Raw genomic sequence first — 19,494 nt, 5'->3', positions numbered from 1 at the left:
GAAGCGCCTGGAGCACAAATCAACAGCCCGATTTAACACAGCCATTCATTAGTAAAATTATGTAAGGGTATTCTTTACCATCATATCACAGTTAAATAATTGGTTCATTGTTTATACGAACATAATCGTAAAATGTTTCATTAATAATGTATCTTCCTGATTTTTCACCTTTTTCCCTGTCCTTACATATTATTGGAGTACTCACATATAAGTAGGTGACTTCATGAGGTTTATTTATAAGCGGCCAAGAATGGAAGATGTTAGCGAGGAATTAAGTATCATTATGGAATTAATGGTCTCAAAAACCTTCGTTATGATCGATTTGTTCTGGTTATGCTTACTTTTCACACTGTTACTTTCTCCCGTTCTTGCCACTGTTAGTATGTCAGTTTTATTTTTTTGCGGTTCATTTGCTTTGTTCAATTGTATCTATTTTTATTTCTTTTATCCTTATATTAAGAAAAGTTAGCTTTGAGTGATAATGCATTAAGGAAATGTTCGAGTATCTCTTCACCTGCAGCAACGCCGAGCTGGTTTGTCAGCGTGATATCAGCTGGTCCCATCACTTTAAGCAGTTCTCCATGGCTTGGGACGAATCGATAGGTGCAGTTCTTTAGAAAATCCCAATCTAGAACAGAATCACCTGCGCCTGCCATAGCTTTCATTCCTTCTCGGTTACAAATAAATTCAAGTGCCTTCCCCTTGCTGATAGCGGTTGGAATAAAGTAGAGTTTTCTTCCTTGAAGGCTCATTTTCCAGCGATATTGCGCTGTAAGCTCACGGATTTCTCTCAGTTCAGATGGGGTCGGAAGACAATTTAATATAAAGTAAAAAAATAGATTTTCAGCCTGCTTTCTATCCCCATCCAAAGTAATTCCAGATTTTCTCAAGGCATAAAGTAACTCTTCTTCAGGTGCACATCCATTTTTTAATTGAACGATTAAATGTTCAGACCAATCCTCTAAGTGTTCCCCTTTATACAAAATATGAGATCCATTTGCCGTAATCGCATAAGTTAAGGGGATTTCTTTTTCAAATATCACAAATCTATTAAATTGTTCCGTCGTTCGCGTTGTTACGGGTATAAACAAGCTGTGCGAACTGACTTCTTTTAACATAGAAAAAGCAGCTTCTGTCATATATCCAGTCCAGGTTCCCTTATGGAATTCAACCGGCTTTAACATGATGTTCTCTGGGATACCAAATTCTTCAAGTGCCCGATTGGAATACACGAGTGTTCGATCAAGATCTGATGCTGTTATCATTTGCTAGTCCCCTTAACCGATTTAATTAAGCCCATGCATAAATAATTCATTTGCGGATATGCAACGACCTCTACATTTTTTTCTTCAGCGAGCATGAGTATATGTTTCACAAAAGGGCTGGAAGGATCACGCATTAGGATTTTCCATGGGACTCTTCGGAGAAGGACACGTGTGGTCTCCCCGACTCCTGGTTTTATATAATTCGTACTATCAATCACAAATTCTGCTTGGATAGTTTTAACATCCTGCATACCCAAAAATTCAGTTTTAATCTCTTTTTTTGCCCTTTGTAAAGCGGCTTTCTCAGCCTCGTCCATAATGGCTGAAAATTCAGTTGCAATCAATTCGATATATTCATTAGAGACATCACTAGATAGAAGCTCCCGGTAATATTTAGCGCCGTGAAAATCATTTTTTCCAATATATTGTGTATTTAATACAGTCCTACTAACAAGACCTGAGACGGTCGAATTTAAACAAGCACTCGGTATCAGAAAATCCTCCCGTGTGCCAAAAAGAGTGGTGCAATACCCTGGATCGGCAATTACAGCAAGTTTATCATCAAGGCATATTTGATACTTTTCTCCAAACTCCTGGCATGCTTTGGTAAGTTCTATTGAAATGGCTCCTTTTCCTGTCCAGCCATCCACAAATTGAATATTTGCTTCAGGATGTTTAGCGAGGATATAGTGAAGTGCATTTTCATCTATTCCTCTATCACGAATAATAGAAATACTATAATGTGGTAAAGAGACGCCGTACCGTAAATGAATATATCTTTTAATCAGAATTCCAACAGGAGTCCCTGCTCTAGCAAGCGATACAAGAATGGCTTGTTTCCCTTTAAGTCGATAGATTTGCTCCGCTACAATCCCAACGCATAAAGCTACCTTTGTTTTATATTCACTGATGGTATCCCAAAACAAATCTACATATTCCTTTGGCGGCTGGTATTCAATCGGCAGTGATTCACTGTAATGCTGACCAGATTGAACTCTCAATTCCCGATTTACGGTAGAATCCTCGAGTTCAATATCACTTAAATCCTTTAAAAGAAAAAGAACATCTTCCTCAGAATAGCTTCCCATTTTCGCAGGCTGATTGGTTATGATTGACATTCTTTTCACCCCAATGAATGTGAGAAAAAGACGATTTTAATCGACTTTATCTGTAATTTTTCTACTTGTTTTAAGAATGGCTTAAGGTTTTCAGCAGGTACTTCTCTTTCTAAAAAAACAAATAATTCGTCATATTCTCCGGGCGGAATATTGTATACGAAATAGGCAATATCCTGGTCTTCTGGATTAGGAAAACTGATTCCATGTCTTGCCCCATAGCCATCTATATCTTGAATATAGATGGGACTTCTAGTCGTGGATTGATAGAAAACATTACTTCCCATTTCCGCAGCCAATTTCATTGGCATATACATGAATTCCCCAGTTCCTAAACAAAGAGTTTTTCCTCCCGTCCTGTGCTGTCTTAACACAGCAGCTGAATCACTTATTTTCTTATGAAGTACTCTATTATCATGGCTATCTGTCCCAAAGCGTCCTGTTTCTTTGATAAGAGGAGTTGAATTATTAATTGAGGTACAAGCTTTATCAAAGAAATCAGATAATGGGACCTCTTCAATAGATGGTTCAATTCCTTGATACGTAAGTGGCAGCTCTTGTTCTTGAAGCTTACCACTCTCTTCAACTTGTACCTCTCCACTTATCAAGCTCACGATGTTAATCGTTACCCCAAGTGTTTTTTCTAACTGTGCAAACTGTTGTTTGTTTTCCGCTGAACGCCAATCCAAAATTGATACAACAGTATATTCCTTCCTAGGAAACTGGGCATGGATGGATTGAATAATATTGATGGCTGTTTTTCCCGTGGTCATTTCATCATCAACTAAGATAATTTCACGATCATTATTAATCATGTTGAGCGGAATATAGCAGCGATGCGAGGTAGCGTGAGAATGCTCTTCTTCAAAGGTTATACAAGGTATTAAACTACTTATCTCTTCTCGCGTCGTGTGAAAAAACTCTGCACCTTCAAAGCAATCAAAAAAAGCGTGCCCAAGTGCGGTAGCAGTCTCAGCGAATCCGATAACTACCGGGTTAACAGAGCTAGGGATAAAGGCTTTACTTTGAAACTGTGATTCTTTCTGAATAAAAGTGTTTATTAATTCTTCTGTAACCTGAGCATTCAATCCTTTGATTCTTTCTACGTAGCTTGCTGCAAGTAATGCGGCTGTTAACAAACCTTTTTGTGGATGAATGGGCAGATGCTTCCCAAGAACTTTACTAACAAATAAAAACGAACGTTTTTTATTAATTCTTGCTGCCATCGTAAACAGGTCGTCAAGAGGCAACTGATACTGGTTAGCAGTTACTTCAATATCAACGTTAATACTGTCAAGAATTGTATACGTATACGTCTTTTTTGATAAGGTCGATATTTGTGTATCCTTCATGCAGCACCCCGTAAAGCTGAGATTTTAATAGAATTTTTCTTGCCCAAAATAAATGGGGCTTAATTTCATTCATCTTATTGGAAAAATTACTCTTTTTCACACCGATTTCACCGTTTGCTGCTTCAACAATTGAACATGCATCGATGAATTCCTCATACGTTACAACATTAAGGGCCTGAACTGCTTTAATATGGGTAGGATGAATAATTGTTTTTCCCGTTAGCCCATTGGCAATGTCCATTAGGACCTCTCTGATAAGACCGTCCAAATTTTGGTCAATTAGTTCAGCCCGCCATTTCAAACCTTCGTCACCATATCGTTCGCGAAAAGGAGTTTGCCTTAGTTGTGGTTTTAACATTCTTGGTTTCGAGTTGAAATACTCCCAGACCGGTCCTGAAATCACATAGGGGCTTTCTGATCGTTGAAAAACATTAATAATATCAGCAATGCAATCTCGTAAAACAGCAATCTCGTAGACCGTGGTATCTACACTTCTACGAATTCCATATAACCCACAAAAATCTGTAGCCCCAATTCGAACATTTAAAATATTATTCTTATACTGATCTAGGAGATGTTTAATCGACATTAGTTCAGTCATTCTTGTTTCTTTTTGTATTATTTTATCACTTTCAAGAATAGGCATGGCATAAAAAGGCTTGTATTCTGTATGTATATTCACAACCTCAGCTAATAAAGCTTCACCAAATTCCACATTAAATTTCGGTAAAACCACTCCCGTTAACAGTTCAATGGCATTCCCTAATTGTTCCTTGATTCTTTTTAGCTGCTCTATATTCCGTATCCGGATAAACATAAGAGGTAAATCGTCAATCGTTAAATATTTTTTGTTGATTTCACCATATAGCTTGAGCAATTCCTCTACTAGTAATACTTCCGCTTTTTCAACTTCAATATCGCCAACGGCATCCTCTAGATCAATAACCAGCGAAGTTAATCCTTCATGCTTTTTTGAAAGGAGGTCTTGATGAATGTTTGGACGAGTTGCTGGCATATATAGCGTTGCACCTAGACCATAAGATAATAGCTCCCGATCACTGTACTTGTTAAAGTCCTTAGGACTTTGAAAAAATAATGCCTTTAGCTCATTTTCATAAAAATAAGTAAAATACTTCATTCTCAATTACTCCTTTAATAAAAAAGAATGGGGACTGACTTTCGTCTGTTCCCCATTTTATGTCGTACGTTGAAATTTATGATTCTTTGCCCACTTCTTTCTTCTTGTTCATGTAGTGAACAACGAAAGTCGCACCGAATGTAACTAAAATAATAATAAAGAAGAACGAATGTGGCAGGTGAATACCGAAAACAGCGATAAGCATTTTTGCTGCTATTAATAAAATTAAGACATAAGCAGATGTTTCAAGCTCAGGTATGCGATCAATTAATTTCAAGAAAACTCCGGCAATACCACGCATCATTAATACCCCAAGCATACCGCCGACTAATAATACCCAAATCTCTTCACTGACACCAAAGGCAGCCAGCACACTATCAACAGAAAAGGCAATATCCATTATTTCAACTGCAACAACTGTTCCCCAGAAGGTTCCAAAAAGACGAATAAGAAGACCTGTTTGGTTCATACCATGAGCTTCTTCCTCTTCACTCTGTGCTGCTTTACGTTTATCCATGAAGTACTTAATAGATAACCATGCTAGGTACCCTGCACCTATAATCTTTACCCACCAAAGCTTAATTAAGAATACCCCTACCCCAATTGCGATAAAACGGAAAACATAGGCGCCTAATAATCCATAGAAAAGTGCTTTTTTACGTTGATCAGGTGGTAAGTGTTTCACCATTACAGCTAAAACAAGTGCGTTGTCCGCAGAAAGTAATCCTTCAAGGATAACCAGTGTTCCAATCAAGCCCCATGCAACAGGGTCTGTTAAAACCTGCCCCCACATTTCCCAGTTAAAAAATTGTGCATACGTATCTAAAATTCCTTGCAAAACAGACATAAAAAAAATTCCTCCCGGATGTTATATGTTTTTTGTTAAAGACCCAGCGAGTGCTGGGTCTTTATTCTAGTTGTTATCCTACTGATAATCCAAAGTCTGTAGCAAGAGCTGCAAGGCCGCCTTGATAGCCGCTGCCAATTGCGCTAAACTTCCATTCGCCGTTATGACGGTATAATTCGCCAACTACAACTGCCGTTTCGATAGAGAAATCTTCTCCTAAATCATAACGGATTAGTTCCTCACCGTTTGCTTCATTAAAAATACGAGCATATGCATTGGATACTTGACCAAAGTTTTGGTTTCGTGCGGCTGCGTCATGAATCGTAATCGTGAAAGTCACACGCTGAATGTTAGCTGGGATTGCAGTTAAATTGATATTAACTTGTTCATCATCCCCGTCACCTTCACCTGTTCGGTTATCTCCATTATGTACAACTGCACCGTTAGCACCTTTTGGATTATTGTAGAAAACAAAATCAGTTTCGTTTGTAACCTTACCATTTTCGCCTAATAAGAAAACGGATGAATCTAGATCGAAATCATTACCGCCATCATATTTATTTGTATCCCAGCCTAATCCAACTACTACATTTGTTAATCCAGGATTTGTTTTTGTTAAGTCTACTTTTTGTCCTTTTGATAAACTAATTGCCATTTTTTCATTCCTCCATTTTAGGTAATAGTCTATATACGAGATTCTCTAGAAAAGGTTTCATTAATAATAATAAAACTTTTTCATAGTATTACGCAAATCATTAACTCATCCATTTCGGCGGTGTATTTTTATCCCAATAGATTGATCCCAGCTCATGATGACTTTGGAACCCGTCATGATATGTATGGTAATGAAAGTTAAACCAGTAACCTGCTTGCGGTGGGTTATCTCTTCTAACATGAAACCGAAGAACATCACTATTTGTATCACTGTTTTTGATGTTGAAAATCTTCTCTGACTGCCCTTTGCCCGGAGACTCAGTGATGGCTAAGTTTACTAAGTCCTCAGTTGGAAACTGTGCTGCTGTTTCCTCTAAGGCTTTTTCAATATTTGGCAAAATAATTTCCCTAAATTCATTCTCGATGACAGGTTTAATTCGAGTACCAAATTTTTGATACGACTGCTGCTCCGCTTGTTTAAGTAACTCCTTTAGAATTGCTTCTTTATCAAAAAGCGATTCTTCAAAATAGCTAGTCTGCCCCGATGAAATTGATTCAAATGTTTTTCTCTCATTAGGTTTCTCAGCATTAACGTTATTTATTAATTGAGTCGGTGTAATAAGACCAAATGTTAAAAGTGAAACTAGTACGACAACTGATTTACGAATCCACTTATTCATCTAAATTCCCCTTTGTACGTGGAAGAATGCTAATTTTTCCGATATTTTTTGACTCTTACCAATTATTATACTTCTTTTCCAGGCAAATTGGAAAAATCATTACTTAAAGAATAGTAGTAATTTTTATTTTTACTGTACCTTAAAAAACCAAAAAAAAAGACGTCAAATGACATCCTTTTAACAATTGGCATCAAATGCAGCCTTTAAATTATCCATTATAGATTCCATAGGCATGCCCTCAATATCATGGCGAGGTATAAAGTGAACCACTTTATTTCCTTTTAACAATGCCATTGATGGAGAAGATGGCTCAATGCCCTCGAAATACTCACGCATTTTCGCTGTTGCTTCTTTATCCTGTCCGGCAAAGACAGTTACAAGATGTTCTGGTTTATTATCGCTAGTTAATACAGCCTGCGTAGCTGCAGGTCTTGCTAGTCCAGCTGCACATCCGCAAACTGAATTTACAACCACTAGTGTGGTACCACTTGCATTTTCCATGTAGCTTTCCACTTCTTCAGCAGATGTAAGTTCTTGAAATCCTGTTCTTGTTAACTCCTCACGCATCGGTAAAACCATTTGTCTCATGTATTCCTCATATGCCATTGACATAATAAAAACCTCACTTTCTATATTTGCAGTTTACTATATCTAAATTGCTTTGTGCAATTTAGTTGTCTCTTTTCCGCGCTTCTGTCATTTGCTTCCATACGGAACCTTTTGCAGCTTCGCCGCCTTCGATTCTTTCGATTGCCATTTTTATTTGCATGCTGACCTCAAATTCAGGATCATTTTCAAGCGCCTTTAAGGCTGGCAATGAACTTTCATCACCCACTTCATACAAAAACATTGCAGCGCGCCAACGAACTAATTTGCTTGAATCTTGAAGTGCTTTGGTCATCTCTTTACTTGCCTCAGGAAAACCAAGGTCTGATAAGCAATCTCCAGCAGTTCTTCTTACTGTCACAGTCTTATCTTTTAATGCCGTATATAAATATGGTAATACGTTTTGGTCTTTAATCATCCCTAGGTAAACGGTGGCAAGTCTACGAATCGATGGCTTTTCATCTGCTAACGCTTTTTCTAAAACAGGTAAATCCTCTAGTTCAGGATCATCCATTTGTTCAAGAAGCTGATAGCGAATCTGCCAATCAGGATTGTCTAACAATTCTAAGGTAACTTTTCTACGTTCTCTTATTGGTTTAGGTCTCGTTGCAGATTCCTTTGTTTGGGCTTTGGAGACTAGGTCCTCAAGCCGCTGAGTTGGATATGCTGCAATTAATTCTTCGACTACTTCCTGACCAATTTGGTCAAATTCACCATATCTAACACCTTGATTATCCCATTGACGGAGCAGGATATAATTTTCGTCCGGAAGCTGTGCACGTTCTCTTGCTTTTAAAAAGTATTCCGGCATTCCAAATCTTTTTTCAGTTGTTCCATCTGTTAGTTTTACCTGAAGAGGAATGTCCTTAAACATTTGGACTTCAACCTTGATTTCACCAAAGTGCTCATCTAATTTGGTTTGGGACTCAGCTGCTCGTTCTGCTGTTTCGCCAAACGTATGTCGGACTTGAGGCAATAGGTCCTTCCAGTCAAACTTCGCATTTCTTTCAACAGCAAGGAAATCAGCTACATGATAAACACCTTTAATTCCCTCAATTTGAAGGATACTTTGTATAATAGCTGGTGCTTGGGAGGCTGTTTCTTTTTTATAATTATGGCTTTTCCCCATTGGCAGTTCTTGATCTAAGATTATTTTCATCGTATTTGGGCTTGGAGTTGGTTCGATTGCCTTTATTTTCATGAAGATCACCTAATTCTTTAGTTTCTCTTTACAAGTTTAACATAATGGTGATAGTTCATTCTAGAAATTGGTCTTAGGTGATTGCTAACGCGGAGTTTATATTTCTCGAAAAAAAAGTACGTCATCGACGCACTTTTCTACTCACTTTCAGCCAATTCAGCTAGATATTCCCATCTTTCAATCAAATACTCGAGCTTTTCGTTTAATTCTGTTTCTAATTTCATTAATTCCTGCGCTTTTGTGAAGTCGCTACCGGTGTTTCCGATTTCTCCCGCGATTTCTTCTAAGCGGGATTCCGTTTTCTCAATCAAATCGTCAATTTCTTCCCACTCTTTTTTCTCCTTAAAGGTCATTCTTTTCTTTTTTTCCTTTTCAGGAGCTTTAGTAGATAAAACTGAGCTTACAACCGTCTTTTTCGCTTCTACAGTCGATTCTTTTTCAAGGTATTCACTGTAATTTCCATAGAAAGAATCAATCCTGCCTTCTCCACGCAAGACAATCAGTTGATCCACCACTTTATCAAGGAAATATCGGTCATGGGATACGGTAATCACAACGCCAGGGAAATCTTCAAGATAATCTTCCAAAACCGTCAATGTTTGTGTATCAAGATCATTTGTCGGCTCATCCAGCAAAAGGACATTAGGTGCTGTCATTAATAGCTTCAATAGGTATAATCTGCGCTTTTCTCCGCCAGATAATTTGCGGATTGGTGTTCCATGGGAGAATGGCGGGAATAGAAAACGTTCGAGCATCAGTGCTGCAGATAGCGTTTTCCCATCTGACGTCTCAATCACCTCTGCAGTTTCTTTAATATATTCAATCATCCGCTTGTTCTCATCCATATCTTCATTTTCCTGTGTATAATAAGCAATTTTCACCGTCTGCCCCATGATGAATTCACCTTCATCGAGCGGCAGCTTTTTAGCTAGAACATTTAATAATGTTGACTTTCCTGTTCCATTTCTGCCGATTATCCCAAGGCGATCCCCTGGTTTTACAAGTAAATCAAAGTGATTTAGGATTGTTTTTGCTTCGTAACGTTTAGATGCATCCTTGAGTTCAAAAACCTGTTTCCCAAGCCTGCTTCCATTTAATGAAATATCAACCTTTTCACCTGTTGGCTTCCCGCCAGAAAGCTTATCGTCAAGTTCATCGAAACGTTGAATCCGCGCTTTTTGCTTCGTTGTACGTGCCTTAGCACCACGTCTCATCCACTCAAGCTCTCGTCTAAAAAGATTCTGCCTTTTTTCAAAGGTTGCTGCCTCATTTTCTTCACGGATGGCTTTTGCTTCTAGAAATGCGGCATAATTTCCTTTGTAGCTATAAAGATTACCGCCATCTAGTTCGAACATTCTATTTGCAACTCGATCTAAAAAATAACGATCATGTGTGACAAGCAGGATTGATCCGCTATATCTACTCAAGTAATCCTCGAGCCACTTAACAGAGTCAAAGTCTAGGTGGTTTGTAGGCTCGTCAAGAATCAGTAAATCCGGCTCAGCAATTAGTACTTGAGCTAAGGCTACCCTTTTCTTCTGTCCCCCAGAAAGCTCACCAATCTTCTTTGTAAAATCCTCAATTCCGAGTTTCATTAGTATCGATTTGGCGTTTGTACTTGCATCCCAAGCATTTAAAGCATCCATTTGTTTTTGCAGTTGGAATAAATCCTCTTGAATCTTCGTCTCATTTGGAGCTGTATTTAATAACAAAAGCGTCTTTTCGTATTCACGCATTAACCTAAGAATAGGAGCATCTCCATGAAAAACTTGTTCAAGAACCGTCTTATCTGAATCCAAATCGGGCTGCTGGTCAAGAAATGCAATAGTGTAATCCTTGCCCGTAATAATTTTGCCGTCATCCGGCTGATCTAGGCCAGCAATAATTTTTAAAAGAGAGGATTTTCCCGTTCCATTGATACCAATTAAGCCGACACGCTCTTTTTCACCAATCGTAATAGAAATATTGTTAAAAAGCTGCTTTTCTCCATACGTTTTCGTAACATTTTCTACTGTGAGCATTTTCATCGGTCTTGACCATCCCATTCTAGATAAAATTGTTCTAAAAATTGCTCCATCACTTGATGACGTTTTTCTGCTATTTCCTTCGCTGTATCTGTATTTAGTAAGTCCTTCAATTTTAATAATTTTTCATAGAAATGATGAATACTGGTTGATTTTCCTTTTCGGTATTCTTCTAGGCTCATTTCTTCCCGAACATTTACAGTTGGATCGTAGATGGGTTGTCCTTTTTTACCGCCATAAGCAAAAGCCCTCGCAATACCAATCGCTCCAATGGCATCTAATCGGTCCGCATCCTGAACGATTTTTGCCTCAATGCTCTTTAGCTCCGTTTTTCTTCCGCCTTTATATGAAATACTTTCTATAATTTGAACAATAGCGTTCTGTGCATCTTTTGGCAGTTCAATACTTTGAAAAAATAAATCCAGTTTATTTCGCCCTGCTTCAGCACTTTCATTTAGCTTTTCGTCAGGTATATCGTGCAAAAGGGCCGCCATTTCAATAATAAATGGGTCACCCGCTTGCTCTTGATGACATATATGTAAAGCATTCCGTCTCACACGGTCAACATGATACCAATCATGTCCTGTTGCGTCTTCCCCTAGTTCACTACGGACATAAGCTGCACTTTGTTTGATAATTTGTTCGTTCATTTAGAAACACCATCCTTCACCCATGCTATTTTACCATGAAAAACGCACAAAAAATAACCCCGAAAGAATTCGGAGTTATTTTTTGTTTGCTTGACGGCCGCTTTTTTTCTGGCTTTGGGATTTTGTGTTCCCAATTGTAAACTCGCTGCCTAATTCAACATCATTTTTCTGATCTTGTTTTTCAATTTGCTCACGCGTCATATTTGGATTTTGTCTTCCTTGCTTACTAATGGTGATTACCCCCTCAGCTAAAATGAACTGCCATTTTAGTATGCTCACAAGGGGATAAAGTTATTTCAGTCCATTATGCCAGCTGATGCCAAGTGTGTTTTCGCCTGCGTGAACACCAATAACAGCACCCAGCGGACAGCAAATCACGCTCAGCTCAGGATATAATTTTTTTATTTCCGCTTTCCATTCATTAGCGGGCTCCTGGTGTAGGCCATATAGAATATAAACTTCTTTAAACTTATGCTTTTCGTAAGAAGATTTAAGGTAATCAAGAATCTTTTCCTTAGCCTTCTTATCACTTCTTACTTTTTCTTTTGTATTAAGAGCACCATCTTCAATAGAAATGATCGGCTTGACGTTTAGCATACTTCCTAAAAAGAACTGTAATCCAGACATCCTGCCGCTGCGGTGAAGCTGTTCTAAGCTTCCAATTAGAACATACGTCTCATTAGTTGTCTTTAATGCTTCTAATTGATCGATTACAGATTCAATACTGTTGCCTGCTTCTACTAGTTCAATTCCCTTTTTTAATAAAGCCGTCATTGGCGCAGTTAGGATTTGGGAATCAAAGGTTGTAACTGGAATATCAACAAGTTTCGCTGCCTGTTCACTAGAGGATACTGTTCCACTTAATTTTCCTGATAGTAGAACTGCCACCACTTGGTCATAATCCTTAGAAAGATTTTCGTATAATTCTTTGAAAACTCCTACTGCTGGCTGCGAGGATTTAGGTGGAGACTTAAGCTCCTTCAACCTTGCATAAAGCTGTGCTGCGGTTAAATCAATTCCGTCAGCAAATTCTTCACCATCTAGTAATATTGTTAATGGTATTATATACAAATCGGGATGATTTTTTAATTCGTCATCTAAAAAAGCGGTACTGTCAGTTACCCATGCCGTTTTAACCAATGTAATCTCCCCTTATTATTGGTATGAGGTCTTAATATCTAGTTAAAATAATCGTACCTTGAAATCGAAATATTGTAAATAATTTATACAATAAAAAACCAGCTAAAATTAATTAGCTGGTTTTGGAGTTTAATTACTGATTTCAAGAAGGTATGATTGCAAGTGTTGAATGGTTGTTACCATAAAATCAAGCAATTCAACCAAATCATTCATTTGGTCTTCACCGATGAGTCTGTCAAATTCAATTGAAATAGTATTTGTAATTAGTGCTTTGGAGGGGGTAATCGTAACGGATTGACAAATTTCTCTTGTTACTCCCCAAATTTCAGTAAGGATCCAATTAATTTCCTTTAATTGTTTTTCGTCGGTAATGTCCTTATGAAAAAATTGAAGTCTTAATTTACATCCTGAATGTTTTTGTGAAAGCACAGCAGATAAAAGCTCAGCAGCGAGATTAACCATATCAGCTTTGATTTCCATTTTGGCAGTAACAATATTTCCTTTTGCATCAGGTAATTGAAAGTGCATATCAAAGCTTCGCGACATTTTCGCCATGTTCATCTGATCGTTGCGATCAATGATAACAATTTCACCTGCAAGGTCTAAATCGTAAATTGCGCCTTCTATGACTACCTTCATATTATCAAAAGCAGTTGGATCAAACATTCAACTCACCTCAATTTGTTAAAACAAACCTAGTGCCCTGCCTTTTTCGTCCACGTCCATATTTAAGGCTGCAGGTTGCTTCGGCAGTCCTGGCATGGTCATTACTTCTCCCGTTAGAGCCACGATGAAACCAGCTCCAATCGATGGTTTGAACTCCCTGACATTCACTGTAAAGTCAGTTGGTCTCCCGAGTTTCGTTGGATCATCAGACAAGGAATATTGTGACTTAGCCATACAAATGGCTAAATTAGACCATCCAAATTTTTCATAATCCTCAAGCTGTTTTTTTGCTTTTGACGAGAATTCTACATCTTTTCCTCCATAAACCTTTTGAACAATCGTTCTTACTTTTGATTCAAGTGAATCAGATAAGTCATAAAGAGGATGAAACTTATTTTCTTCTTTTTCAATTACCGATAAAATTGCTTCTGCAAGCTCAATCCCACCTGCACCGCCTTTTTCCCAAACCTCTGTTAAAGCAACAGGAACGCCTTCCCGTTTGCACCATTCAAGCAGTGTTTGCACTTCTAGCTCTGTATCTGTAACGAATTTATTAATCGCTACAACCACTGGTAAACCAAAGCTTTTAATTGTCTCAATATGTTTTTGCAGATTAGCAAAGCCCAGCGTTAACGATGCGATGTTTTCCTTTGCCAAATCAGCTTTGGCTACCCCGCCATGCATTTTTAATGCCCGGATGGTTGCAACAATTACCACTGCTTCTGGCTTAATACCTGCACTTCTTGCTTTAATATGTAAAAACTTTTCCGCTCCTAAATCAGCTCCAAAGCCGCCTTCTGTGATCACATAATCTCCTAATTTTACAGCAGCGCGAGTAGCAATAACACTATTACAGCCATGAGCAATATTAGCGAAAGGCCCGCCATGCACGAGTGCAGGTGTATGTTCAATGGTTTGTACAAGATTCGGTTTCACAGCATCCTTTAACAATAATGTCAGTGCACCTTCAACCCCAAGGTCCCCAACCGTTACAGGTTCCTTTTTGTCATTATAGGCAACAACCATTCGTGCTAATCGTAATTTTAAATCCTTTAAATCTGAGGCCAAACATAGAACGGCCATAATTTCTGAGGCAACGGTTATATCAAAGCCATCTTCACGCGGTACTCCTTGAAGAGGTCCGCCTAGCCCGATAATGACCTTTCTTAACGCACGATCATTTAAATCAACTGCGCGTTTCCAAACAATGCGGCGCTGGTCAATTTTAAGCTCATTTCCTTGTTGAATATGATTGTCGAGTAATGCGGCCAAAGCATTATTTGCTGTAGTTATCGCATGCAAGTCACCAGTAAAATGTAAATTAATTTCTTCCATCGGCAATACCTGTGAGTAGCCGCCACCAGCTGCCCCACCTTTTATTCCCATTGTCGGTCCTAAAGAAGGCTCCCTAATAGCAATAATTGCTTTCTTGCCAATCTGTTGAAAAGCGTCACCAAGACCAACAGTTACTGTAGATTTCCCCTCACCTGCAGGTGTAGGATTAATGGAAGTAACAAGAATAATTTTCCCGTTGTTATTTGATTCAATCTTCGAAAGTGCCTCATACGATATTTTCGCTTTATATTTCCCAAAGAGTTCGAGGTCATCTTCCGTTAAACCAATTGTTCTGGCAATCTCAACTATTGGCTTCATGGTTGATTCTTGTGCAATTTCAATGTCGGACTTATATGATGTTTTAATTTGCAAAAATGATCCCCCGCATTCACATAGAATTGTAAACCTCTTTTATTGTATCAAATCACTGATTTATTTCGTGTAAAATTTCTCACAATAAATTATTCTTTTCTGAATTTAAGATAATGTTTATAATGTTAATGACCGAATTTTAAAAATATACTATATACTTAACTTAACTTGATAAGAAATAAGGGGGAGTGCACCTTGCCTATTAACATTCCAAAGCTGCTGCCTGCAAGAGAAATCCTTGAACATGAGAATATCTTTGTCATGGACGACGATCGGGCAATAAGTCAGGACATTCGGCCATTAAAACTTCTTATATTAAATTTAATGCCCGAAAAAGAAAAGGCAGAGACGCAGCTCTTAAGGCTATTGGGAAACAGCCCGCTGCAGGTAAATGTAAAATTTTTAAAAACCAATTCCTATGAATCAACAAACACGAGCAAACAGCATCTTGAACAATTCTATACCACCTATTCTGAGGTCAAAAACCAAAAATATGATGGCATGATTATTACTGGTGCTCCTGTTGAACTAATGGAGTTTGAGCAAGTAAAATATTGGGAAGAACTCACCGAGATTATGGACTGGACCAAAACCAATGTCACTTCCACCCTGCATATTTGCTGGGGTGCACAGGCCGCACTATTTTATCATTATGGGATTGATAAATTTGAACTGTCTCGTAAATGTTCAGGAATCTATGAACACCAAATATTTGAGCAAAATGATTTACTCCTGCGTGGTTTTGATGATCATTTTTATGCTCCCCATTCTCGATATACAGATGTATCAATTGGTGAAATTCACGAGAATCCTGAGCTTAAGCTTTTAGCTGCTTCGGAGGAAGCTGGAGCCCTACTCGTTGCCTCCAGAGACCGAAAGCATGTGATGATTACAGGTCATTTGGAATACGAATCTGATTCCTTAGCTCAAGAATACAATCGAGATATTGAGAGAGGACTGCAAATTCACATTCCGGAAAATTACTTTCCAAACAACGATCCAACACAGCCGCCAATCAATCGCTGGCGTTCTCATGGACACTTGTTCTTCTCAAACTGGCTCAACTATTACGTTTATCAGGAAACACCTTTTAATTGGGATTAAGAAAAGAAGCATCGGGATAAACCGATGCTTCTTTTCTATGTCTTTATAAGCATAACTTGTCGTAAAATTATAATCCCTCTTCGTTTATTTTTTGTAAATAATAGAAAGAATATCGAGCAAAGGGGGGAAACGTTGTGGAAACAGTCGTAGCACTGCATCGGAACCATTTTGGAGAGATTATCAGCTTTGTCACATCCGGAGGACGGATTATTTCCTATCAAAAAGCATTAATGGAAGCTGCAAACGGCGTCATCAAAGGCGTTCAAGCGATTGAGGATTACAATGGTAATCTTGTTCTAAGCCCTGAGCTTGAACAATCCTTTGACCATTACCCTGATTTCTTCTAAAAAAGCACCTGGCTCATGCCAGGTGCTTTACAATTAATCAGCTTCGTTTTGTTTTTGGACTTCTTTTAATGCCTCTATTCTCGTTTCATCTTCTTGGAAAAATTGAACGAGGTCAACGATTCTTTCTATGGAATCCCAGCTTAAGTGATGCTCAATTCCTTCGACATCATTATAAATATTCTCATCTTTTACTCCGATGATTTTTAAGAATTGTTCAAGTAAATCATGTCTAAATACAAGGCGTTTTCCAATCTTATTCCCCTTTGTCGTTAAGCTGAAGCCCCTGTATTTTTCATAGACTAAATATTCATCTTTATCGAGCTTTTGTACCATTTTTGTTACTGAGGAGGGATGAACAGATAGTGCCTCTGCAATATCTGAAACACGGGCATACCCTTTTTCTTCAATTAACATATATATTTGTTCAATATAATCTTCCATACTAGGTGTTGGCATCCCGGACCTCCAAAAAAATTACTCTCCTAAAAGTTTACTATAGATAAAAAATAGTGACAAGTTGAATTATCACTTTGTCACACTTTTAGCACTTTGTTCTTCAAATAAAAACTTGAGCCTTTTCTCCTGTTCATCTAGAAAAAGCCTTGCATTAAAGGTTTTGTCCTTATTCGTAAATCCTTCAATCAACTCTGTTTTTCCTTCTGTTAGAAGGAGTTTAATATTCTTTTGGGTAATGTTTTTTCCAAGAATCTTTTTGGATATCGTGAAATTACATTGGTTTTTTTGATAGTTCGAACAACCGTAAAAGCTTCCTTTATCCACAATAGAGCCATCACATTTTTTACAGTTTCCCAGCTTCGTACTGCCTTTACCCTTTGTCATCTTCTTACTAGGAGTGAAATTTTCACGAACATCTTCTGAAAATACCCAATTTGCAGAATGTCCCACTCCAGAAGAAATAAGATGGGAGACCATTTTATTGGTTTGCTCCATGAAGTTCTTTGGAGAAGCAGACCCCTCTGAAATTTCTTTTAATTTCTGTTCCCATTTTGCCGTCATTTCTGGGGAAGCAAGAATCTCCTCACCAATCGCTTCTATCAAAATTCTAGCTTTTGATGTTGCATAAACTAGGTTTTTGGTTACATCAATATATTTTCGGTCCTTCAGCATCGTAATAATTCCAGCCCTTGTCGCCTCAGTACCAAGACCTTCTGTCCTAGATAAAATTTTCTCCATTTCCTTGTCTTCAATATGCTTGCCAACAGTCTTCATTAGCGTGATTAACTGACCTTCGGTATAGCGTTTTGGAGGCTGTGTCTGGCTCTCTTTTACATCGACCTTTGTCGTACGGCCTTGTTCCCCTTTTGAAACTTTCGGCAGTGCCGGTTCATCCTCTTTTTCCTTTTGGTTGATTACCTTCCGCCAGCCTTCGTCGATTTGCACCTTTCCCTTTGACTGAAATACCGCCCGACCATCTACTAAAGTTGACACCGTCGTATATTCAGCAATTGCTTTTGGATAATGCGCGGCAATTAAACTTGTAACAATGAGGTCATAAAGTTTCTTTTCATCTGGGTCCAATCTTTCAACATTTGGAATTTGTTCAGTAGGAATAATGGCATAGTGATCTGTAACTTTTTTTTCATTTACATATCGTTTGTTATCCACAATGGATTCCACTGGCAGCGGGAAGAATTTATCATAACCATTGATATGACTTAATTTAGTAAGAATTTCAGGGAATGTATTCGCTTCTTCTTTCGTTACATACCGCGAGTCAGAACGGGGATAGGATACATTTCCTTTTTGATAAAGTTTTTGCAGTACATCCAGTGTCTTCTTCGGTGAAAATTTGTATCGTTTATTCGCTTCAGCCTGAAGAGCAGAGAGATTATAAAGTAACGGTGGAAAAAATTCTTTTCTTTCCGATATAACATCTGAAACTTCTGCAGGCTTTTCTCGGCAAAACGCCGCAACCTTCTCAGCCATTTCTTTTGTTTTGACCCGTGATTCTCCATCATTCTGCCACTTACCGCTGTATTTCTTTCCATCGATGTTAAAATGACCAATCACTTCCCAAAAGGGCTCGGACTTGAAATTTTCAATTTCTAATTCTCTTTTTACAATAAGTGCTAATGTGGGTGTTTGAACTCTGCCTACTGAAAAAACATCTGAAAAGCCTTGTTTTTGCAGCAGTAAGCTATATAGCCGTGAGGCATTCATTCCGACTACCCAATCTGCACAAGCCCGGGTGTACGCTTCAAAATATAAATTCCTTGTATAATCTTCGTCTAATAATTTATTAAACCCTTCGCGAATGGAGTTAGCGGTTAAAGAGGATATCCAAAGTCGTTTCATTGGCTTTTTACAGCCAGTAATTCGAAGTATATTACGGATAATTAATTCACCCTCTCGCCCGGCATCACCAGCATGGATAATTTCTGATACCGCAGGATTATTTACCAGCTTCTGAATAACGGAAAATTGTTTTACTTTATCCTTCGTTACTTCATATTGGAATTGATTCGGAATCATCGGCAGATTATCCAAAGACCATTTCTTCCATCCCGGCTCATATGTTTCTGGATTAACAAGCTGGCATAAATGACCAATCGCCCAAGTGACATAGGCACCATTAGGAAAAGTCTCATTAGGAAAAACTTCAATAAAACCATTTTGTTTTTTATTTTTAAAAATAGAAGCCAATGTTGAACCTTGATCTGGCTTTTCAGCAATAATTAATTTCATTCCGATTGCTCCTTTTGATAAAGCATCCAGCATTCATTTTCCCACTTTATTCGTCTTTTTGTAAAGGAATAAAATATATCCAGTAGTAGACCATTGTAAAATATAAAAGGGAATTTAAACGGTAATTTGAGGAATTTGAGAATATAAAACGATTAATTTCAGGAAGGTTTTAGAGCGGATTGAATCTTAAGATGAAGATAAAACAGAAGTAATGATAGTAAACATCTCAACTCCTTTTTATTGAGGATTCACTACCATTTTCCCACTTTTATCGTCATTCGTAAATGCTAAA

At 38.0% G+C, this 19,494-nt stretch carries 19 protein-coding genes; 2 read left to right on the top strand and 17 right to left on the bottom strand.

The genetic code is table 11. The features are described from left to right. Window positions 1-455: 455 nt before the first annotated feature. The 15 genes from CHI06_RS20995 to CHI06_RS20925 all read right to left on the bottom strand — a co-directional run bounded on the left by CHI06_RS20995 (window position 456) and on the right by CHI06_RS20925 (window position 15,045). Entirely contained in the window at window positions 456-1,265 is an 810-nt protein-coding gene (locus CHI06_RS20995) for a hypothetical protein (protein WP_095250540.1), read from the bottom strand. Next, complete coding sequence (locus CHI06_RS20990; RefSeq protein ID WP_095250539.1) at window positions 1,262-2,383, bottom strand: cysteine protease StiP family protein; 1,122 nt, start codon at window positions 2,381-2,383, stop codon at window positions 1,262-1,264. The genes CHI06_RS20995 and CHI06_RS20990 overlap by 4 nt, the downstream gene beginning before the upstream one ends. A gap of 5 nt (window positions 2,384-2,388) precedes the next feature. Further along, on the bottom strand, window positions 2,389-3,732 hold the full coding sequence (locus CHI06_RS20985; RefSeq protein WP_095250538.1) for a phosphoribosyltransferase family protein: 1,344 nt from the start codon (window positions 3,730-3,732) through the stop codon (window positions 2,389-2,391). Continuing rightward, window positions 3,674-4,870: an HpcH/HpaI aldolase/citrate lyase family protein gene (locus CHI06_RS20980; protein WP_095250537.1), complete on the bottom strand. Its 1,197-nt coding sequence runs from the start codon at window positions 4,868-4,870 to the stop codon at window positions 3,674-3,676. The genes CHI06_RS20985 and CHI06_RS20980 overlap by 59 nt, the downstream gene beginning before the upstream one ends. Window positions 4,871-4,946: 76 nt before the next feature. After that, on the bottom strand, window positions 4,947-5,717 hold the full coding sequence (locus CHI06_RS20975; protein WP_095250536.1) for a TerC family protein: 771 nt from the start codon (window positions 5,715-5,717) through the stop codon (window positions 4,947-4,949). Window positions 5,718-5,790: 73 nt separating this feature from the next. Beyond that, window positions 5,791-6,372 carry a TerD family protein gene (locus CHI06_RS20970; RefSeq protein ID WP_095250535.1) on the bottom strand — a complete coding sequence of 194 codons (582 nt, stop codon included), beginning with the start codon at window positions 6,370-6,372 and terminating at the stop codon, window positions 5,791-5,793. Between the two features lie 100 nt (window positions 6,373-6,472). Continuing rightward, on the bottom strand, window positions 6,473-7,051 hold the full coding sequence (locus CHI06_RS20965) for a YpjP family protein (protein WP_095250534.1): 579 nt from the start codon (window positions 7,049-7,051) through the stop codon (window positions 6,473-6,475). A 177-nt stretch (window positions 7,052-7,228) separates the two neighbouring features. After that, window positions 7,229-7,663, bottom strand: a complete 435-nt coding sequence (locus tag CHI06_RS20960; protein ID WP_095250533.1) for a BrxA/BrxB family bacilliredoxin — start codon at window positions 7,661-7,663, stop codon at window positions 7,229-7,231. 58 nt (window positions 7,664-7,721) lie between these two features. After that, a complete protein-coding gene (locus CHI06_RS20955) occupies window positions 7,722-8,858 on the bottom strand; it encodes a conserved virulence factor C family protein (RefSeq protein WP_095250532.1) in 1,137 nt (378 codons plus the stop codon). A gap of 137 nt (window positions 8,859-8,995) precedes the next feature. Then, complete coding sequence (locus CHI06_RS20950) at window positions 8,996-10,885, bottom strand: ABC-F family ATP-binding cassette domain-containing protein (protein WP_095250531.1); 1,890 nt, start codon at window positions 10,883-10,885, stop codon at window positions 8,996-8,998. Then, the gene (locus tag CHI06_RS20945; RefSeq protein ID WP_095250530.1) at window positions 10,882-11,532 is read right to left on the bottom strand and encodes an HD domain-containing protein; all 651 of its coding nucleotides are present in this window, start codon (window positions 11,530-11,532) and stop codon (window positions 10,882-10,884) included. The genes CHI06_RS20950 and CHI06_RS20945 overlap by 4 nt, the downstream gene beginning before the upstream one ends. 75 nt (window positions 11,533-11,607) lie before the next feature. Then, a complete protein-coding gene (locus CHI06_RS20940) occupies window positions 11,608-11,811 on the bottom strand; it encodes a hypothetical protein (protein WP_095250529.1) in 204 nt (67 codons plus the stop codon). A 12-nt stretch (window positions 11,812-11,823) separates the two neighbouring features. Further along, entirely contained in the window at window positions 11,824-12,672 is an 849-nt protein-coding gene (locus CHI06_RS20935) for a DegV family protein (protein WP_095250528.1), read from the bottom strand. Between the two features lie 129 nt (window positions 12,673-12,801). Then, the gene (locus CHI06_RS20930) at window positions 12,802-13,338 is read right to left on the bottom strand and encodes a hypothetical protein (RefSeq protein WP_095250527.1); all 537 of its coding nucleotides are present in this window, start codon (window positions 13,336-13,338) and stop codon (window positions 12,802-12,804) included. 18 nt (window positions 13,339-13,356) lie between these two features. After that, window positions 13,357-15,045 carry a formate--tetrahydrofolate ligase gene (locus CHI06_RS20925; RefSeq protein ID WP_095250526.1) on the bottom strand — a complete coding sequence of 563 codons (1,689 nt, stop codon included), beginning with the start codon at window positions 15,043-15,045 and terminating at the stop codon, window positions 13,357-13,359. A 195-nt stretch (window positions 15,046-15,240) separates the two neighbouring features. On the opposite strand from CHI06_RS20925, the gene metA reads away from it, so the two are divergent. Together metA and CHI06_RS20915 are read left to right on the top strand one after the other, a co-directional pair. After that, window positions 15,241-16,149, top strand: a complete 909-nt coding sequence (metA, locus tag CHI06_RS20920) for a homoserine O-acetyltransferase MetA (protein WP_095250525.1) — start codon at window positions 15,241-15,243, stop codon at window positions 16,147-16,149. A 134-nt stretch (window positions 16,150-16,283) separates the two neighbouring features. Continuing rightward, on the top strand, window positions 16,284-16,496 hold the full coding sequence (locus CHI06_RS20915; RefSeq protein WP_095250524.1) for a DUF3892 domain-containing protein: 213 nt from the start codon (window positions 16,284-16,286) through the stop codon (window positions 16,494-16,496). Between the two features lie 33 nt (window positions 16,497-16,529). On the opposite strand, the gene mntR is transcribed toward CHI06_RS20915, so the two are convergent. Beyond that, on the bottom strand, window positions 16,530-16,952 hold the full coding sequence (gene mntR / locus CHI06_RS20910) for a transcriptional regulator MntR (protein ID WP_095250523.1): 423 nt from the start codon (window positions 16,950-16,952) through the stop codon (window positions 16,530-16,532). A gap of 69 nt (window positions 16,953-17,021) precedes the next feature. Next, window positions 17,022-19,202, bottom strand: coding sequence for a DNA topoisomerase III (locus tag CHI06_RS20905; RefSeq protein WP_095250542.1), 2,181 nt, complete (start codon window positions 19,200-19,202; stop codon window positions 17,022-17,024). Window positions 19,203-19,494: the final 292 nt, after the last annotated feature.

Origin of the sequence: Bacillus sp. 7884-1 (genome assembly GCF_002272245.1) — a bacterium.
Taxonomy (GTDB): Bacteria; Bacillota; Bacilli; order Bacillales; family Cytobacillaceae; genus Neobacillus.
Note: the sequence above shows the minus strand (reverse complement) of the source record. Positions and strands in the feature narration are given on the sequence as shown.